Raw genomic sequence first — 15,811 nt, 5'->3', positions numbered from 1 at the left:
TTTTCTACGCATGTCGCCGCCCCCAAGCCTGATGCATCAACTCGATAACCTCCGAATTAACCAGGTCCATCGCCTCGCGCGCTCGGTCATAGGTAGCTGGGGTAAATTGAGAGCGCTCCACTTCGTAGAGCGTCTGTTTTGTTAGTCCGGCGTCCGAAACGGCCGTCGACTTCACCATGTGGTTTTTCATCATCTGCCGAGCAAACATCGACTGCATGAAGCCGACCATCTGCTGCTGCGGAATGTCCATAGGCTCGTACCGGGTAATCAGGTACCGGAACCAATCCAGACTAACCGTTACACCCGCTCCCTCGATGCTCTTCAATATGTCGCCTAGCATAAGCAGGAACTGGGACATCGACATGATGTCCAGCATTTGGGGATGTACAGTTATGAGGACCGACGTGGCAGCCGTCAGCGCGGTAAGTGTCAGGTAGCCGAGCTGGGGAGGGCAGTCCACAACCACCACGTCGTAGCGATCGTCGACCTCGGCCAGCGCGGTGCCTATTCTCGTATAAAACAGCTTGCCTTCAGACGAGTCCTTCCGCTGCATTGCGAGCGGTGTTTCATACTCGTACTCCTGCAATTCCAAATTCGCTGGCACGATGTCGAGGTTTGGGAAGTTTGTGGGCTGTATAATCTCGATGATCGACCTGCGATTGTCATCATATCGAAGGGACTCATAAAACGACGGCTTCTCATCAAGCTCAGGCTGGATTCCATATAAAGCCGTCATTGAGGCTTGTGGATCGAGGTCGACCGCAAGGACACGATAGCCTTTGAGTGCCAAGTGCTGTGCAAGGTGAGCCGATGTCGTCGTCTTTCCCGAACCGCCCTTGAAATTCACAACCGCAATGACTTGAAGCTTTTCGCCCTTGTTGCGGTGGGGGACCCTATCCAGGAGCGACCGCAGCTCGTTCATCTGTTCAGCACTGTAGTATCGACGGCCCGTGGCAGTGACCGTTGGCTCGACACCTTTTCCTTGTAGGTGTAGCTTTTTCAAGTAGCTCTGGGAGACTCCGACGAAATCCGCCACCTCCGCTAGCGAGAATTGACGTAAGGTCTTCTGCGCGTTTGGTGGGAATTTTTCGATTCGAAGCATGTCGAGCTTGCTTGAAATTTCGCCGCCTTGATCCAGAATCGTGTCGGCAAAACTCAGTAATGGCTCTGAAACTGGCTTTGTCACGTTCATTTTTTCAGATGCCCTCAGTCACGATATTTTGCGGAAAATTAGAAATTATCGTCACTGTGCCCCGATTCCCTCCTGCTGACAAGAAAAATAGAGTTAACAAATACTTAACAACCGCACTTGCGAGCGGCGCAGCCCACGGGCTCGAAACCGAATTCTCTTCAACGAAACAAAGGGTTAGGTTGCGGCGCCTTAAAAATGGTCCTTAGTTTGTTCTCCTGTGAATCCTACAGGAGTAGCCCGACCGCGCCTGACGAGACGGCCCGTGCTGCTGGTTTGGGGTTCAACCTTCGCGACTCACCCAACCAAAAACCTTGTCGAAGTCTACAACTGCCCAGCGATTCTGATCCGTGCTCATCTCCGCGACGATTTTCAACGACGAAGACAAGCATGCAGGTTATTGCGATTTCCGCGCACCCAGATCTTCGCGGGAAGCAACTTCTTGAACAGCACCACAGGCGCCGAGCGCGAGTCTTTTCCGATCGGCTAGGCTGGGAGGTGAGCGTTCTCGACGGTGGGGAATCGGATGCTTTCGATGGTCTCCAACCGACCTACATCATCACCGTGTCGGACAGCGGCCATGTGGCAGGATGCGCCAGACTTCTCCCAGCACTTGGCCCGGCCATGACGTCTTTCCCTCGCTTCTTCCGAACGAGGGACTGAAGGCCCATCCCTTTCTGATCGAGAGCTCTCGCTTCTGCGTCGACACGGGTCTCGATGAGGGAAGGGGAGGCGGTATGGTCCATGAGACGACGTTGACGATGTTCGCAGGCATCATCGAATGGTGCATGGCGCATGACTACACCGATATTGTCACCGTGACCGATCTTCGATTCGAGCGAATCCTCGCTCGAGTCGGATGGCCACTGCTGCGATTGGGTGAGCCCAAGAAGATCGGCGTTACGATGGCCGTGGCGGGCACGCTGCCCGCCAATTCGGAGACATTGTGAGGCTTTGCCCTTTCAGTTACCGCTTTGAACTCACCGCTTTTGGCCAGCTGCGAACTCGTGTGAACCCTTTGGTGGCGCATAGCGTCAACCCGGCAGTTGCCGAACGGCTCTCGCGCTGATGAGCGAGCGGCTGATTCGCGGAAGCTCGGATGGAGGATCGCGTCAAACCGGCCGCAAATGTCTTTAGTTGGAAAAGGCGGCGTTCTTCAGCGGGAAACCTAACGCTATGACCTCAAGAAGAACGCTGTGCGTATCGAGAACGACGGTTGCGCCTCGATTCGTAACCTAACGCCTGACAGACCTAGCGACACAGGATGTTCGTGTCAGAAAACCGTCACTACGCTCCTGACTTTCCCTGCTCTGCTCCCAACCTTAAACGGTCGAAAACTTCCGGACAGAACTCAAACTGTCGGGCAGTTCCGCGCCCCATGGAGTTCTTTACGATCGTCTCTGTAAGTATGCCGCGCTCAACGAGTGGATCGATCGATTCCGCCACGGCATTGCGCGTCAATCCGGTGATTTTGACGATATTTGAAAGCGTTAGCTTCTCGTGGCTCTGATGCATCATGTAGAGAACCGTCATCATCCCGAGCTGCTTCAGCCGCGATTGTGGCGTCTCTCCGTCAATCGGTTTGTCGAGAACTTCCTGCAAGGCGTAAGCCGCAAACAGCTGGCTTTGCCAATGTGCGTTGAGTGCGCTTGTCATCTTTTATACTGTCAGTTATATGATCGTAAAACGAGTCGCGAAGTGGCAAAACTTGCTGGCCTCTGCGCGCAATCGCGTCGGTGAAGGGTGGTGGTCATGAACAAGTCTCTCGTGCAGGCAGCCGTCGCTGCAGCCAGCTTAGCGTCATTCTATCTTGTTTTCGACGGCAAAGCGCGCGCGGATGAGTGGGGATGCCAGGTTATCCTGTGCCTTTCCAATCCCGGCGGTCCGACGCAGTATGCGGAGTGCCGGCCGCCGATTCATAAGCTCTGGCGCGCGCTTGCAAAAGGACACTCTTTCCCCACCTGCAGCGGCGTTGGGTTCCGCGCCTCGCGCCCCGGATACGAGCCCTATTACTGCAACGACGGCTACCGCCTGACAACGCGCTATGGTGATCGCGGGCTTGAGGCGAGCTGCATCTCGACCGGGCCACAGACTGTCTCAACTGATGAATGCTATTCCAACAATGATCGGATCACCTCGGCAACGTGGCGGCGGAGCGAAGGCCGCAGAGAGTGCCAACGCTATGTGACGACGCGGCCGAACGTCCGCCCGCAGCCTCATTACATCGACGTGACCATCGACGGCGTCGGCAAACAAAGAGTGTGGTACTGAGCCATGCCTGTTGCTTTCCTCGATCTGGCGCAAACTTGCGCACCCGTAGTTGCGGCCGAGACACTCGCCGGCGTCGTCAGCCTTGAAAGCCAATTCGAGCCCTTCGCCATCAGGATCAACAGCGGCGTTCCGCTCTCGGAGCAGCCCACTACCAAGGCGGAGGCGATCGAGATTGCCACGTCGCTGGCGGCCGAGCGGCAGGACATCCAGCTCGGTCTCGGCGGCATCGGCACAGAAGAACTCGGGAAGCTGAAGCTCTCGATCTCCGACTCCTTCGATCCCTGCCTCAACCTTCAGGCTACCGCGACACTGCTCGACGGATATTACCGGCTCGCAATGAAGGCCGGCGCGGATCCGAACCAAGCCGAACAGGTGATGCTGCAATCCTACTACGGACGGGACGATCCCTCCGTCGGCGCCATGGTCCAGTACGACGAGCAGGTCCGCCAGGAAGTGAAGCGGCTCGGCACAACCCTCGCGGCTCTCATGATCGGAGATGGCGGGCAGGGGAGGGGGATCACCGAAGAGAGCCCTGTCGATGTGGCGGTGGAGAAGGCGAGGGACGACCGGTCTGCCGACGAGGCGGCATCGGCGGCGTCCTGGGATGTTTTCAATTCGCGACGGCAATCTTCCGTCCTCGTGTTTCAGAACAGTCAAATGGAGCAGAGTGAATGACCTTCAGTTCCCGTATCCGCCCGATCGCCGCCTCGACCCTGATGGCCGTCGCCATGGTGGTCAGTCTGGTCGAACCGGCGTTCGCGCAAGCCGCCGGCATCGAGACCGTGCTGCAGAACATCGTCGACATGTTGACCGGCAACATCGCCAAGCTGCTGGCTGTGATCGCGGTGATCGTGATCTGCATTGCCTGGATGTTCGGCTACATGGATCTGAGACGGGCAGGGTTCTGGATCATCGGCATCGGCGGCATCTTCGGCGCCACCGAACTCGTCAACACCATCGTCGGAAGCTGACGCCATGGCGAACGCACGGCCGGCGCTCGAGGAAGACACGCTGTTCATTGCTTGCACCCGCCCGGCGATGATCGCCGGCGTGACGATGGAAGCGATGGGCATGAACGTCATGCTGACGACCATCCTTTACATCGTCGCCGGCTCGATCGCTTACGCGCTCGTCGGCGTCGTCTTCCACCTGGTGTTCCGCGCGCTCGTCAAACACGACCACAACATGTTTCGCATCTTACTGGCCTGGGTGGAGACACGCGGCCGGTCCCGCAACAGCGCCTATTGGGGCGGGGCAACGCTTGCACCGCTGAAGCTCGCCCGCAAATACGACGAAAGGGACCTCGGACTTGCCTAGCCTGACCACACTCAGATCTCGCGAACTCGGTCCGGAGACCTTCATCCCCTATGTCCGCCACGTCGACGAGTCGACGATCGCGCTCGATTCCCGGGCGCTGATGGTGATGATCGCGCTCGAAGGCGTCTCCTTCGAGACCGCGGATGTTCTCGACCTGAATGCCCTCCATCGCGACCTCAACACGCTCTACCGAAACATCGCCGACGAGCGTCTTGCCTTATGGACGCATCTCATCCGCCGTCGCGACAACAGCTATCCGGAAGGCACGTTCACTACGCCGTTCTCGGCGGCGCTCAACGACAAGTATCGCGCGCGAATGGTGGGCGAGGACCTGTTTCGCAACGACCTCTATCTGACCATCCTCTGGTCACCGGCACGCGATCCGGCAGACAAGGCGGCAAAGCTGCTGTCGCGCCTGCGCCGAGCCCGTCGCGCAGGGGCGGAACTCGACGAGGAGGCCCTCAAGCACCTTCGCGACAAGGTCGTCGATGTCACGGCGGCTTTGAAACGCTTCGAGCCCCGCGTGCTGTCCCTCTACGAGCATGACGGCCTGTTGTTCTCGGAGCCGAGCGAAGTGCTGCATCAGTTCGTCGGCGGACGACGCGAGCCGATCCCCCTGACCGAGGGCCGCATTGCGTCGGCGATCTACTCGGATCGTGTCATCGTCGGCCGCGAGACGGTCGAGATCCGCCCCGAAGCAGAAAGCCGCTATGCCGGCATGCTGAGTTTCAAGGAATATCCGGCCCGCACCAGGACCGGCATGCTCGACGGCGTGCTCACCAGTCCTTTCGAACTGATCCTGGCGCAATCCTTCTCCTTCGTCTCGAAGGCGGACGCCCGTGTCATCATGGGCCGCAAGCAGAACCAGATGGTCAGCAGCGGCGACAAGGCGGCCTCGCAGATCGAGGAGCTTGATGGGGCGATGGACGATCTGGAGTCCAACCGGTTCGTGCTCGGCGAGCACCACCTGACGCTTTCCGTCTTCGCCCCATCGGTGAAGGAACTGACCGACAACCTCGCCAAGGCACGCGCCAGCCTGACCAGTGGCGGCGCAGTCGTCGCGCGCGAGGATCTTGGCCTTGAGGCGGCCTGGTGGGCGCAGCTGCCGGGGAACTTCCGCTATCGCGCCCGGTCCGGCGCGATCACCTCCCGGAACTTCGCTGCCTTGTCGCCCTTCCACTCCTATCCGATCGGCCAGAAGGACGCCAACGAGTGGGGGCCCGCCGTCGCCCTGCTCAAGACGGCGTCCGGGTCACCGTACTACTTCAATTTCCATTACGGCGATCTCGGCAACACCTTCGTCTGCGGACCGTCGGGCGCCGGCAAGACCGTGCTCCTCAACTTCATGCTATCGCAACTCGAGAAGCACGACCCGCATGTAGTGTTCTTCGACAAGGACAGGGGGGCGGACCTCTACGTGCGCGCCGCCGGCGGCACCTATCTGCCCCTCAAGAACGGCATTCCGACCGGATGCGCCCCCTTAAAGGCGCTCGAACTGACGCCGGAGAACAAGGTGTTCCTGACGCGCTGGGTCGGCAAGCTCGTCGGCTCAACCACGCGGGAACTGAGCGTGACCGAACTCCGCGACATCGCCGCCGCAATCGACGGCCTTGCCGATCTGCCGGTCGAGCGTCGGACGATCGGCGCGCTCAGGACCTTTCTCAACAACACCGATCCGGAAGGGATCGCGGCAAGGCTGCGGCGGTGGGAGAGGGGAGGGCCACTCGGTTGGGTCTTTGACAACGTCATCGAGGATATCGGCTTCGGCGAATTCGGCATCGGCGGCAAGTTCGTCGGCTACGACATGACCGACTTCCTCGACAACGAGGAAATCCGGACCCCGCTGATGGCCTACCTCTTCCATCGCGTCGAGCAATTGATCGACGGCCGGCGGATCATCATCGTGATCGATGAGTTCTGGAAGGCGCTCCAGGACGAGGGGTTCCGGGACCTCGCCCAGAACAAGCTTAAGACCATTCGAAAGCAGAACGGACTCATGCTCTTTGCCACGCAGAGTCCACGGGATGCGATTGTTTCGCCGATCGCTCACACCATCATCGAGCAATGCCCGACGCAGATATTCCTGCCGAACTCCCGCGGCAATCATGCCGACTATGTCGATGGCTTCAAGCTGACGGAGCGCGAATACGAGCTGGTCGCGCGCGAGCTCTCGGTCGAGAGCCGGCGGTTCGTGTTGAAGCAGGGACATAACAGCGTCGTCGCCGAGCTAGACCTCAAGGGCTTCGACGACGAACTCGCCATCCTCTCCGGCCGAACCGCCAACGTCGAACTTGCCGATGCGATCCGTGCCGAGGTCGGCAACGATGCCAAGGATTGGCTTCCGATTTTCCAGCAGAGAAGGAGTGCAAGTTGATGGCTTCCTATCGACTTCATTGTGCTTCGATTGCCTCCGTGCTCATCCTTTCCGCCAGCGGTGCGGCAGGGCAGGGGATCCCGGTGATCGACCAGACGGCGATCGCCAAGCACATTGAGACGATCGCTGAGCTCAAGTCGCAACTCGATGCGCTCAATCAGCAGATCGAGCAGGCACAGCAGCTCTACGGTTCGCTCAACAAGCTCACCGACATGGCAGATGTTGCCAGCGTCTTGAACGATCCGGCCATTCGCAAAGCGCTGCCGGCGGACTTCAGCGCCATCGAGGGCCTGTTCAAGGCCAACGGTACGGGCGTCTTCGCTGACTCAGCCTCAAAATTCCTCGAAGGTAATACGACCTATCGAACCAACGCCGACGACTTCTACGCGCAGGAGCTTTCGCGCATCCAGAACAAGAACGCCGGTCAGATGAGCCTCGGCCAACAGATTTATGATGCCGCGACCAAGCGTATCGACGGCATCGACCAGCTGCGCGAGAAGATATCGACGGCAGGCGACGCCAAGGATATCGCCGACCTGCAGGCTCGGCTTCAGGCCGAACAGGCCTTCCTTCAGACCGATGTGTTGCGGATGGAAGGCTTGCGCATGGTGCAGCAGGCGCAGGTTCAGGTCGATGAACAGCGCAAGGCCGAGGACTGGCGCCAGCGCATGGATGCGATCAAGGCGGCCCTGCAATGAGAAGATCGCTGCTTCTTCTGACGATGTTTGGCCTGGCCGCCTGCTCGGAGCAGGAGCGGACCTACACGGTTGAAGAACTGGTGGCGGACGAAGCGCTGCTTTCCAGCATCGTCACGAAGTGCCGCAACAATCCAGGAGAGCTCCGCGATACCGCGACTTGCCAAAACGCGGAAAGCGCCGACGGCAAGCTGCGGCTCCAGCGCATGCGGCAATCGTTGGGAGGTTGATGCCCATGTATGAGGTGTTCGCCTTCGTCGACGAGCAGTTCAAGACACCGCTGGAGAACTTCATCTCCACCGGAACGTCGAACATCTCCGAGTGGGTCTCAGGCCCTCTGACGGCAGCGGTGACCCTCTATATCGTGCTCTACGGCTATCTCGTTCTTCGCGGCTCGGTCCAGGAACCGATCCTCGACTTTGCATTTCGGGCGATCAAGCTCGCCATCATCGTCATGCTGGTGAAGAACGCCGGCGAGTACCAGACCTATGTCACCAACATCTTCTTCGATGTGCTTCCGCGCGAGGTGTCCCAGGCGCTGAACAGCGGCACGGCGCCGAGCGCATCGACCTTCGACAGCCTGCTCGACAAGGGACAGGCCTCAGCCACCGATATCTGGTCACGTGCCTCCTGGCCGGTCGATATCGTCACCGGCGTTGGCGGCATGATGGTGATCGGCGCGAGCTTCATCGTCGCCGCAATCGGCTACATCGTTTCGCTTTACGCGCGTCTGGCGCTTGCCATCGTGCTCGCGATCGGCCCGATTTTCGTGGCGCTCGCAATGTTCCAGTCGACGCGACGCTTCACCGAGGCCTGGATCGGCCAGCTTGCGAACTTCGTGATCCTTCAGGTTCTCGTCGTCGCCGTCGGCTCCCTGCTGATCACTTGCATCGACACCACCTTCACGGCGATCGAGGGATATAGCGACGTGCTGATGCGGCCGATCGCGCTTTGCGCCATCTGCCTCGCCGCTCTCTATGTCTTCTATCAGCTTCCCAACATCGCCTCGGCGCTTGCCGCCGGCGGGGCGTCGTTGACCTACGGCTACGGCGCCGCACGCGACGCCCACGAAAGCACGCTCGCCTGGGCGGCGTCCCATACCGTCCGTGCGGCCGGACGTGGCGCCCGAGCCGTTGGTCGAACCTTCACCTCGAAAGGCTCCGGATCATGACGCTTTTCGCACGAACAAGAAAAAGGCTCTCCAGGAATGATCAGAACATTTCCGCTGCTCTGCATGGCGGCCGCCTTAAGCGGCTGCGCATCGCTGACCTATCCGCTCCCGAAATGCGACGGCTATTCGCGCCGTCCTCTCAATCGTTCGATGTGGCAGTGGGAAGACAATAGCAACCTCAAACAGAAACAGTCCGATGCGCGACCGGCGGCGTCTCAGTCCGTCGCCACCGCGTATGTCGACGAGGGCAAGGAACCTCCCACCTTTGCCCATCTCGACATCGACGCATCCTATCGTCCTTGTGAGGGTTGACGCGATGGTCTCCGGAGATGAACTCAAGACATATTTCGAGAAGGCGCGACGCTTCGATCAGGACCGCATGATCCAGGTCGAACGCTCGGCGCGCATCGCCTGGTCCGTTGCCACCGTAGCCGGCATTCTTGCCGGTGCTTCGATCTTCGCCGTCGCCGGCCTCACGCCGCTGAAAACGGTGGAACCGTTTGTCGTGCGGGTCGACAATTCAACGGGCATCGTCGATGTCGTCTCGGCGCTGACATCGACGGCCGGCACTTACGACGAAGCCGTCACCAAATACTTCGCCGCGAAATACGTCCGGGGCCGCGAAGGCTATGTCTGGAGCGAGGCGGAGGAAAATTTCCGCACCGTCGCCTTGTTGTCGACGCAGCCGGAGCAGGCTCGGTTTTCGGCCTTCTATCGCGGCAGCAATCCGGAGTCGCCGCAGAACACCTATGGGCGCGGCGCCACCGCGCGGATCAGCATTGCCTCGATCTCGCTGATCAATCCGAATGTCGTATCCGTCCGATTTATGCGCACGATCACCCGCGGGGAAGAAGTCCGGACAACCCATTGGGTTGCGACGCTCACCTTCTCCTATGTGAACGCGCCGATGTCATCGACGGATCGGCTGGTGAACCCTCTCGGTTTTGCGGTCAGCGAATACCGGGCCGATCCGGAGGCCATCAACTGATGCGGACTATTTTCATCTGCACTCTCCTCCTTACGGTCTCCGCCTCCACGGCGCCTGCCCTCGAAATTCCGCGCGGCGCGTCGCAGGACAACCGTATCCGTTTCGTCGACTACCAGCCCTACAACATCACCCGCATCATCGGTTCGCTGCGCTCCTCGGTGCAGGTCGAGTTCGCGGCCGACGAGGAGGTCGCGCATGTCGCGCTTGGCAACAGTGTCGCCTGGGAGGTCGCACCGGTGGGCAACATCCTGTTTCTCAAACCGCGGGAAAATCAGCCGGTCACCAATATCTCCGTCGTGACCACCCGCCGTGACGGATCGACCCGCAGCTACCAGATGGAATTGACGGTGCGGGATGGCAAGGTGGAGGTCGGCCAAAACACCTACTTCTACGTCAAGTACCGCTATCCCGCCGACGACGCCGAGCGCCGGCGCCAGGCGGCGGCGGCGCGAGCGATCGCCGCGGGGGCGAAGGAGGCCGACAATGTGCTGGCGATCCACGAGGCTTATGGCCCTCGGAACTGGCGTTACTCCGCGCAAGGGGCGCAGGCACTGGAGCCACAATCGGTCTACGACAATGGCAAGGTCACGACCTTTGCCTTCGTTGGCAACCAGGAAATGCCGGCCATCTACATCGAGAACTCGGACGGCAGCGAGAGCCAGGTTCCGAAGTCTGTCGACGGCAACCTGGTTCTCGTCCACGCGATCAGCCGCAAGTTCATCCTGCGCAGGGGAGGGGACGTGCTCTGCGTCTTCAACGAGGCCTACGACCGCGTCGGCATCAATCCGGACACCAATACGACCTCGCCGTCGGTCGAGCGGGTTGTGAAGACCGACGCCAGCGCGGCGCAATAGGAGGCTGTCATAGTTCAGAAAGACGAAAGCCGGATACCCGGCGAGCGGGCCGAAACGGTTGCCGGCAGGAGGATCGACAACAATCCCGTCCTGAAGCGCGGCGCGGTTGCGGCTGCCGTCGTCGCCTTTGTCGGCTTCGCCCTATGGTCGATGAGCGGGGAAGGGAAACGGCAGGACAATGCCCAGCCGGAGCGGGTGGTCATCCGCCAAACGACGAACTTCGAACCGGCCAAGGAGAAAATGGAACCCGTTCAGCCAGTGCCGGAAGTGAAGCTACCAACCCCCATCGTGACCGAGGAGGTCAAGGAGGAAGATCCACTGCTCGACTCGGCGCGGCGGGCGCCCGTCATGGCCTATAGCGGCGGACAGAAAAACGCGACATTGCACCGTGACACCGAAAATCCTCCCATTTCGGCGGACAGCAATTTCGTGCCGTTCGATGGAAGCATGATGGGCCCGAATACGGCCAATGTCGATGAACAGAGGTTCAACGGGTTGCTACGACCGACCAGGCTTGAGGGCTCGCGCGCCGGCACGCTCGGCAACCGGAATTTCATCGTTGCGATGGGAACCTCGATACCCTGCGTCCTGGAAACGGCACTAGCGTCGGATCAGCCCGGCTTCACCAGCTGCGTTATCAACCGGGATGTCCTCTCGGATAATGGCCGGGTCGTGCTGATGGAAAAAGGCACTCAAGTTCTCGGCGAGTACCGCGGCGGCCTCCAGCGAGGACAGAAGCGCCTCTTCGTGCTCTGGAACCGCGCGAAAACCCCGAATGGCGTCATCGTCCCATTGGCCTCGCCGGCGACGGATGCGCTCGGCCGCGCCGGCGTAGACGGCTATGTCGACACGCATTGGTGGGAGCGGTTCGGAAGTGCGCTTCTCCTTTCCATCGTTGGCGACGCCACGAGTTATGCGAACAGTCGGCTGCAGGACAGCGACGTCGACGCGCAGAACACGACGAGCGCCGGCCAGCAGGCCGCGGCGATCGCTGTCGAGCAATCGATCAACATCCCGCCGACGCTCAACAAACATCAGGGTGAACTCGTCTCGATCTTCGTGGCGCGCGATCTCGACTTTTCCGGTGTTTATAGATTGCGGGCGACCGAGCCGAGGAACAAGGTCCTCGACCGGGCGGTGCTCGGCGACTTCGGCCCGCGATCAACGCTCGTGACGAAGTAGGGTAAGGGCGATGACCGAAGGTTCCGACGCGACGGTCGTTCGTGAACTGCTCTCTCCGTTCGCGCCGTTCCTCGATGACAAGTCGCTCTACGAAGTGATCGTCAATCGGCCCGGGCAGGTGTTGACTGAGGGTGCCGGCGGGTGGCGGACCCATGATCTGCCGGAGCTTTCCTTCGAAAAACTGATGCGCCTTGCCCGAGCCGTGGCCAGTTTTTCCAACCAATCCATCGATGAAACGCGGCCGATCCTGTCGGCGACCCTGCCGGGGGACGAACGAATCCAGATCGTCATTCCACCGGCCACCACGAGAAACACGGTCAGCATCACCATCCGGAAGCCATCCTCGGTCGAATTCACGCTCGACGACTTGGAGCAGAGGGAGTTTTTCTCCGAAACGCGGGCGACCAACGACCGGGCGTCGACGCAGGAACAGAATTTGCTGGCACTATACCGTACCGGTCGCTTCAAGGATTTTCTGCGGGAAGCCGTCATCGCACGGAAAAATATCATCATCTCAGGCGCAACCGGATCGGCCAAGACGACGCTGTCGAAAGCGCTGATCAAACATATTCCGGAGCATGAGCGGATCATTTCGATCGAGGACACCCCCGAGCTGGTTATTCCGCAGCCCAACCACGTGCGCCTGTTCTATTCGAAAGGCGCCCAAGGACTTTCGAGTGCCCGCCCCAAAGAACTACTGGAATCTTGTCTCCGGATGCGGCCAGACCGCATTTTGCTGCAAGAGTTACGTGATGGCACGGCCTTCTACTATGTCCGCAATGTCAACTCCGGCCATCCCGGATCGATAACGACCGTGCATGCCGATTCCGCCAAGCTCGCCTTCCAACAGTTGACGCTGCTTGTGAAGGAATCCGAAGGAGGACGTAACTTGGATCGCGAAGACATCGATCGATTGTTGAGGGTCTCGATCGACGTCATTGTCCAATGCAAGCGAATGGACGGTCGGTTTCGAGCAACAGAAATCTACTTTCGAGCCTGACACATCTTCCGTCGGCGTCAGCAACTACCGCCCACGACCAGAAGACAGCTACGCCTGCGTAGATGATCTTGCGAGATGACGGCGATGGGGTTTTGGTCTGCACCCCGCCTAAAGCTTTGACCGGAAACTCTGCGCCGGAACTGCGTTAAGCAATTGCCCACATTCAGCCGCCATTGCACCGAACGAACCACCTGCATCCAAATTGGGGCCTGCGGTTCGAAGCCACTCAAGGCGACGGACGTTAGGAAGGCAGTCATTCAGCTCGACCTGCGATCTTCGCGTTCTGTCACGGATGGTTACGTTGGGGAAATGCCGCTGTGAACGGCAGTCGCTAGCAATGAAGCAAGATCGGACGCTCCGTCCGCGAGTTCTGGGGATCGCGAAAATCCCAGACGGCCGATCTTTGCCCAAAGGTTCAGAGCGCCTCTGCAGATAAGGGCAGCTTTGTTGAGTCCGTCTATCGCTCGGACGAAAACAGACTTCTACGTTGTGATGGAGAATGCGGCCGAAACGCTGCTGGTAGAGACGGCAGAGATTGCGGGAAAGCGTCTCGGCAAGGGTGTCGCAGATCGTGTCCGGGTGGCCCAGGCCTTTCCGTTCCACGATCTCGACCGGATTATCCACTACGATAAGGTCCGATATCGTCAGCGCAAGCATGGCTGATCTCCTTTCGCCTAAGACCGACGTCACGCATTCTACTGCCGCTTGCCGCCTGGGCTTCAGAGCCTGCCGGAGCGGGCAATCGCGCGCAGAAGGCGAAGCGTGAACCAAAGCGCGAGCGCAAAGGCGACCGCCGCGAATACCGGAACCTCGCCGAAAATACGCGGTCCCGCAGTTTCCATGAGCAGCGCCCCCGACACGAAGAGACCTGAGGCAATGAGGCCGAGCACGAACCGGTTGCTGCTCCTTTCAAGCTTTTCATGCAGGCCCTTGAGTTCGCGCACATGCAGAGTAAGCCCCAGGCCGCTGCCTTCCCGAGCGAGCTGTTGGACCCATGTGCTGAGCATCGACGGCAGGTCGCGCGCAGTGTCCGCTGCATCGAGCCTCAGGCGATTGAGCGTGGTTGCCCAATCGGCCTGCTTCATCGCCGCTTCCAATACGCCAGGGGCCTTGGTCTGCAGGGCTTCCAGAAGCTGAAAATCAGGATCGAGGATGCGGACGGTATGCTCGGCGAGAAACATCGCCCGCATCAGGATAAGGAGGTCCAGCGGGACAAAAACGTTTTGCGCCTGTCCGAGTCGCGTCACGCGCAGGAACGCCTCTGCCAGCGACCAGTCCTTGAGCGGCAGCGCCGCATAGTCGCCGATGATCTCCACCAGGCCGCGGCGAAATTCGCTCCGGTCCAGTTCTCCGCCCAATATGCCGAGATCGATTGCAGCCTCGAGGAGCCAGTCGGCGTCCTGACGAACAAAGGCCATGGCAAAGGCGGCAAGCTTGCGGCGCATGGCCCGGTCAAGAAATCCGACGATTCCGAAATCGTGAAGGCAGATCCGCCCGTCTCCGGTGACGAAGAGATTGCCCGGATGAGGATCGCCGTGAAAGACCCCCAACACGAAAATCTGATGCAGGTAAGCATCGACGAAGATTCCCGCGAGGCGAGGGCCGTCCGATCTCAAGGATGCGTCGTCGATCCGTAAGCCGTGGCTTCGCTCCTGGACGATCACCGTCTCCGAGACCAGATCGTCGACCACGTCCGGAATCTTGAGCGTGGGCCAATCGGCGAAGGCCGTCACGAAGCGCCTGATGCTTCTTGCCTCGCGGCAAAAATCGATCTCCTTTAGGAGGTTAGTCCATATCTCCGTGACGATGCGCAGCGGCTGATAGTGGCGCAGGCGAGAAATGATCACCGCAGCCACGCGCGCCAGCCAGAATAGTGAACGCATGTCCTGATTGATCTGGCGTTTCAGGCCGGGTCGGCGAACCTTGATGATGACGCTCCGCCCGTCCCGAAGGCGAGCGCCGTGCACCTGCGCGACGGACGCCGCAGCAAGCGGTGTCTCCTCGAACTCGGCAAACATCTTGGCTACGGGCCGGCCAAGGCCGCGCTCGATCTCTTGCACGGCGACGCTCGTCGGGAAGGCCGAGACGTGGTCCTGCAATTTCTGCAAGGCGACGACGTAGTCATCTGGCACTATGTCCCGGCGTATGCTGAGCGACTGGCCGAACTTGATAAACGTCGTGCCCAGGCGTTCGAGACTGAGGCGAAATCGTTCGGAGGAGGGCGGACTCGAGGGGAGAAGGCGAAGACCCCGCAGGGCGGTTCCCAGTGCGAACGCCATGGCCACGTAGACGATGTGAAAGATACGGAATATCGGCATCTAACATATCAAACGGTTGCCCGTGCCTCATCTCGTATGCTGATGTTCTCATCTTCGGACGCTGCCGAGGCGTAAGATGTCGTGACCGCGGTCATGAAGGCGATGGCGAGGAGCGTCAGCAGGCATTGCCGCCATACCGACCGATAGTCGCGCGCCAGAACAACTGCGGTCGCTTCGGACCTGCAACCTCTCGAATGCAACATGGCCGTTCTCCTCAAAGATCCGGCTTTGGCGGCGTCGCCTCTGTTATTTCCGCCCCGCGGCATCCGTTTTCGAAAGGCGCGTGAAGCTGCCTATACGGACGGCTGGGCGCGATCGAGTCATGATTGGATTCTCTCCATCTGAGCGGATCGGTCATTGAGCGAGATCAAACCCGCAGCGGCGAATTATGTTTGATAATGCCTCGTCAGGAGGGGTGCGCCGGGACAACGCTGCACGGTGCTGATCTTATC

At 59.9% G+C, this 15,811-nt stretch carries 18 protein-coding genes and 1 pseudogene; 14 read left to right on the top strand and 5 right to left on the bottom strand.

Going from position 1 to position 15,811, the window contains the following annotated elements:
* Positions 1 to 4 precede the first annotated feature (4 nt).
* Positions 5 to 1,192 carry a plasmid partitioning protein RepA gene (gene repA, locus N181_RS08425; protein WP_014857970.1) on the bottom strand — a complete coding sequence of 396 codons (1,188 nt, stop codon included), beginning with the start codon at positions 1,190 to 1,192 and terminating at the stop codon, positions 5 to 7.
* Positions 1,193 to 1,579: 387 nt separating this feature from the next.
* On the opposite strand from repA, the pseudogene traI reads away from it, so the two are divergent.
* Positions 1,580 to 2,258 (top strand): annotated as a pseudogene (traI, locus tag N181_RS31400) (acyl-homoserine-lactone synthase).
* Between the two features lie 218 nt (positions 2,259 to 2,476).
* Here the strand turns inward: traI and rctA are convergent.
* Positions 2,477 to 2,845 (bottom strand): conjugative transfer repressor RctA, encoded by a 369-nt coding sequence (gene rctA, locus N181_RS08415; protein ID WP_014857967.1) that lies wholly within the window; start codon positions 2,843 to 2,845, stop codon positions 2,477 to 2,479.
* 96 nt (positions 2,846 to 2,941) lie between these two features.
* Between rctA and N181_RS08410 the strand changes: the two genes are divergently transcribed.
* Genes N181_RS08410 through virB11 form a run of 13 tightly spaced genes read left to right on the top strand, consistent with a single transcriptional unit; the run spans position 2,942 to position 13,041 of the window.
* Complete coding sequence (locus N181_RS08410; protein ID WP_014857966.1) at positions 2,942 to 3,460, top strand: hypothetical protein; 519 nt, start codon at positions 2,942 to 2,944, stop codon at positions 3,458 to 3,460.
* Positions 3,461 to 3,463: 3 nt separating this feature from the next.
* The gene (locus tag N181_RS08405; RefSeq protein WP_014857965.1) at positions 3,464 to 4,135 is read left to right on the top strand and encodes a lytic transglycosylase domain-containing protein; all 672 of its coding nucleotides are present in this window, start codon (positions 3,464 to 3,466) and stop codon (positions 4,133 to 4,135) included.
* The gene (locus tag N181_RS08400) at positions 4,132 to 4,431 is read left to right on the top strand and encodes a TrbC/VirB2 family protein (RefSeq protein ID WP_014857964.1); all 300 of its coding nucleotides are present in this window, start codon (positions 4,132 to 4,134) and stop codon (positions 4,429 to 4,431) included. Before N181_RS08405 ends, N181_RS08400 begins: the two co-directional genes overlap by 4 nt.
* A gap of 4 nt (positions 4,432 to 4,435) precedes the next feature.
* Complete coding sequence (locus N181_RS08395; RefSeq protein WP_014857963.1) at positions 4,436 to 4,777, top strand: VirB3 family type IV secretion system protein; 342 nt, start codon at positions 4,436 to 4,438, stop codon at positions 4,775 to 4,777.
* A complete protein-coding gene (locus tag N181_RS08390; RefSeq protein ID WP_014857962.1) occupies positions 4,770 to 7,151 on the top strand; it encodes a VirB4 family type IV secretion/conjugal transfer ATPase in 2,382 nt (793 codons plus the stop codon). The genes N181_RS08395 and N181_RS08390 overlap by 8 nt, the downstream gene beginning before the upstream one ends.
* Entirely contained in the window at positions 7,151 to 7,849 is a 699-nt protein-coding gene (virB5, locus tag N181_RS08385; protein ID WP_014857961.1) for a P-type DNA transfer protein VirB5, read from the top strand. Before N181_RS08390 ends, virB5 begins: the two co-directional genes overlap by 1 nt.
* Positions 7,846 to 8,076 (top strand): EexN family lipoprotein, encoded by a 231-nt coding sequence (locus tag N181_RS08380; protein ID WP_014857960.1) that lies wholly within the window; start codon positions 7,846 to 7,848, stop codon positions 8,074 to 8,076. Before virB5 ends, N181_RS08380 begins: the two co-directional genes overlap by 4 nt.
* A gap of 5 nt (positions 8,077 to 8,081) precedes the next feature.
* Positions 8,082 to 9,017: a TrbL/VirB6 family protein gene (locus N181_RS08375; RefSeq protein ID WP_014857959.1), complete on the top strand. Its 936-nt coding sequence runs from the start codon at positions 8,082 to 8,084 to the stop codon at positions 9,015 to 9,017.
* 36 nt (positions 9,018 to 9,053) lie between these two features.
* On the top strand, positions 9,054 to 9,329 hold the full coding sequence (locus N181_RS08370; RefSeq protein WP_014857958.1) for a hypothetical protein: 276 nt from the start codon (positions 9,054 to 9,056) through the stop codon (positions 9,327 to 9,329).
* Positions 9,330 to 9,333: 4 nt separating this feature from the next.
* Entirely contained in the window at positions 9,334 to 10,005 is a 672-nt protein-coding gene (locus tag N181_RS08365) for a VirB8 family type IV secretion system protein (RefSeq protein WP_014857957.1), read from the top strand.
* Positions 10,005 to 10,859, top strand: coding sequence for a P-type conjugative transfer protein VirB9 (gene virB9 / locus N181_RS08360; protein WP_014857956.1), 855 nt, complete (start codon positions 10,005 to 10,007; stop codon positions 10,857 to 10,859). The genes N181_RS08365 and virB9 overlap by 1 nt, the downstream gene beginning before the upstream one ends.
* A gap of 9 nt (positions 10,860 to 10,868) precedes the next feature.
* Complete coding sequence (gene virB10 / locus N181_RS08355) at positions 10,869 to 12,041, top strand: type IV secretion system protein VirB10 (protein ID WP_037457198.1); 1,173 nt, start codon at positions 10,869 to 10,871, stop codon at positions 12,039 to 12,041.
* Positions 12,042 to 12,051: 10 nt separating this feature from the next.
* Positions 12,052 to 13,041 (top strand): P-type DNA transfer ATPase VirB11, encoded by a 990-nt coding sequence (gene virB11 / locus N181_RS08350; protein ID WP_014857954.1) that lies wholly within the window; start codon positions 12,052 to 12,054, stop codon positions 13,039 to 13,041.
* A 108-nt stretch (positions 13,042 to 13,149) separates the two neighbouring features.
* Here the strand turns inward: virB11 and N181_RS31395 are convergent, their stop codons facing one another.
* The 3 genes from N181_RS31395 to N181_RS08340 form a co-directional block, all read right to left on the bottom strand.
* On the bottom strand, positions 13,150 to 13,611 hold the full coding sequence (locus tag N181_RS31395; protein ID WP_244428340.1) for a methionine adenosyltransferase: 462 nt from the start codon (positions 13,609 to 13,611) through the stop codon (positions 13,150 to 13,152).
* Positions 13,612 to 13,760: 149 nt separating this feature from the next.
* The gene (locus N181_RS08345; RefSeq protein WP_014857952.1) at positions 13,761 to 15,359 is read right to left on the bottom strand and encodes an ABC1 kinase family protein; all 1,599 of its coding nucleotides are present in this window, start codon (positions 15,357 to 15,359) and stop codon (positions 13,761 to 13,763) included.
* 8 nt (positions 15,360 to 15,367) lie between these two features.
* On the bottom strand, positions 15,368 to 15,562 hold the full coding sequence (locus tag N181_RS08340; RefSeq protein WP_014857951.1) for a hypothetical protein: 195 nt from the start codon (positions 15,560 to 15,562) through the stop codon (positions 15,368 to 15,370).
* Positions 15,563 to 15,811: the final 249 nt, after the last annotated feature.

The sequence above is a fragment of the Sinorhizobium fredii USDA 205 genome (genome assembly GCF_001461695.1).
Lineage (GTDB): Bacteria > Pseudomonadota > Alphaproteobacteria > Rhizobiales > Rhizobiaceae > Sinorhizobium > Sinorhizobium fredii.
The sequence above is the reverse complement of the archived record's forward strand: the minus strand, read 5'-3'. Positions and strand labels throughout refer to the sequence as shown.

What these genes read in the sequence shown, in the direction of transcription:
- repA (WP_014857970.1), bottom strand. Translation starts at nt 1,192, where the DNA reads ATGAACGTGACAAAGCCAGTTTCAGAGCCATTACTGAGTTTTGCCGAC.
- rctA (WP_014857967.1), bottom strand. Translation starts at nt 2,845, where the DNA reads ATGACAAGCGCACTCAACGCACATTGGCAAAGCCAGCTGTTTGCGGCT.
- N181_RS08410 (WP_014857966.1), top strand. Translation starts at nt 2,942, where the DNA reads ATGAACAAGTCTCTCGTGCAGGCAGCCGTCGCTGCAGCCAGCTTAGCG.
- N181_RS08405 (WP_014857965.1), top strand. Translation starts at nt 3,464, where the DNA reads ATGCCTGTTGCTTTCCTCGATCTGGCGCAAACTTGCGCACCCGTAGTT.
- N181_RS08400 (WP_014857964.1), top strand. Translation starts at nt 4,132, where the DNA reads ATGACCTTCAGTTCCCGTATCCGCCCGATCGCCGCCTCGACCCTGATG.
- N181_RS08395 (WP_014857963.1), top strand. Translation starts at nt 4,436, where the DNA reads ATGGCGAACGCACGGCCGGCGCTCGAGGAAGACACGCTGTTCATTGCT.
- virB5 (WP_014857961.1), top strand. Translation starts at nt 7,151, where the DNA reads ATGGCTTCCTATCGACTTCATTGTGCTTCGATTGCCTCCGTGCTCATC.
- N181_RS08380 (WP_014857960.1), top strand. Translation starts at nt 7,846, where the DNA reads ATGAGAAGATCGCTGCTTCTTCTGACGATGTTTGGCCTGGCCGCCTGC.
- N181_RS08375 (WP_014857959.1), top strand. Translation starts at nt 8,082, where the DNA reads ATGTATGAGGTGTTCGCCTTCGTCGACGAGCAGTTCAAGACACCGCTG.
- N181_RS08370 (WP_014857958.1), top strand. Translation starts at nt 9,054, where the DNA reads ATGATCAGAACATTTCCGCTGCTCTGCATGGCGGCCGCCTTAAGCGGC.
- N181_RS08365 (WP_014857957.1), top strand. Translation starts at nt 9,334, where the DNA reads ATGGTCTCCGGAGATGAACTCAAGACATATTTCGAGAAGGCGCGACGC.
- virB9 (WP_014857956.1), top strand. Translation starts at nt 10,005, where the DNA reads ATGCGGACTATTTTCATCTGCACTCTCCTCCTTACGGTCTCCGCCTCC.
- virB11 (WP_014857954.1), top strand. Translation starts at nt 12,052, where the DNA reads ATGACCGAAGGTTCCGACGCGACGGTCGTTCGTGAACTGCTCTCTCCG.
- N181_RS08345 (WP_014857952.1), bottom strand. Translation starts at nt 15,359, where the DNA reads ATGCCGATATTCCGTATCTTTCACATCGTCTACGTGGCCATGGCGTTC.
- N181_RS08340 (WP_014857951.1), bottom strand. Translation starts at nt 15,562, where the DNA reads ATGTTGCATTCGAGAGGTTGCAGGTCCGAAGCGACCGCAGTTGTTCTG.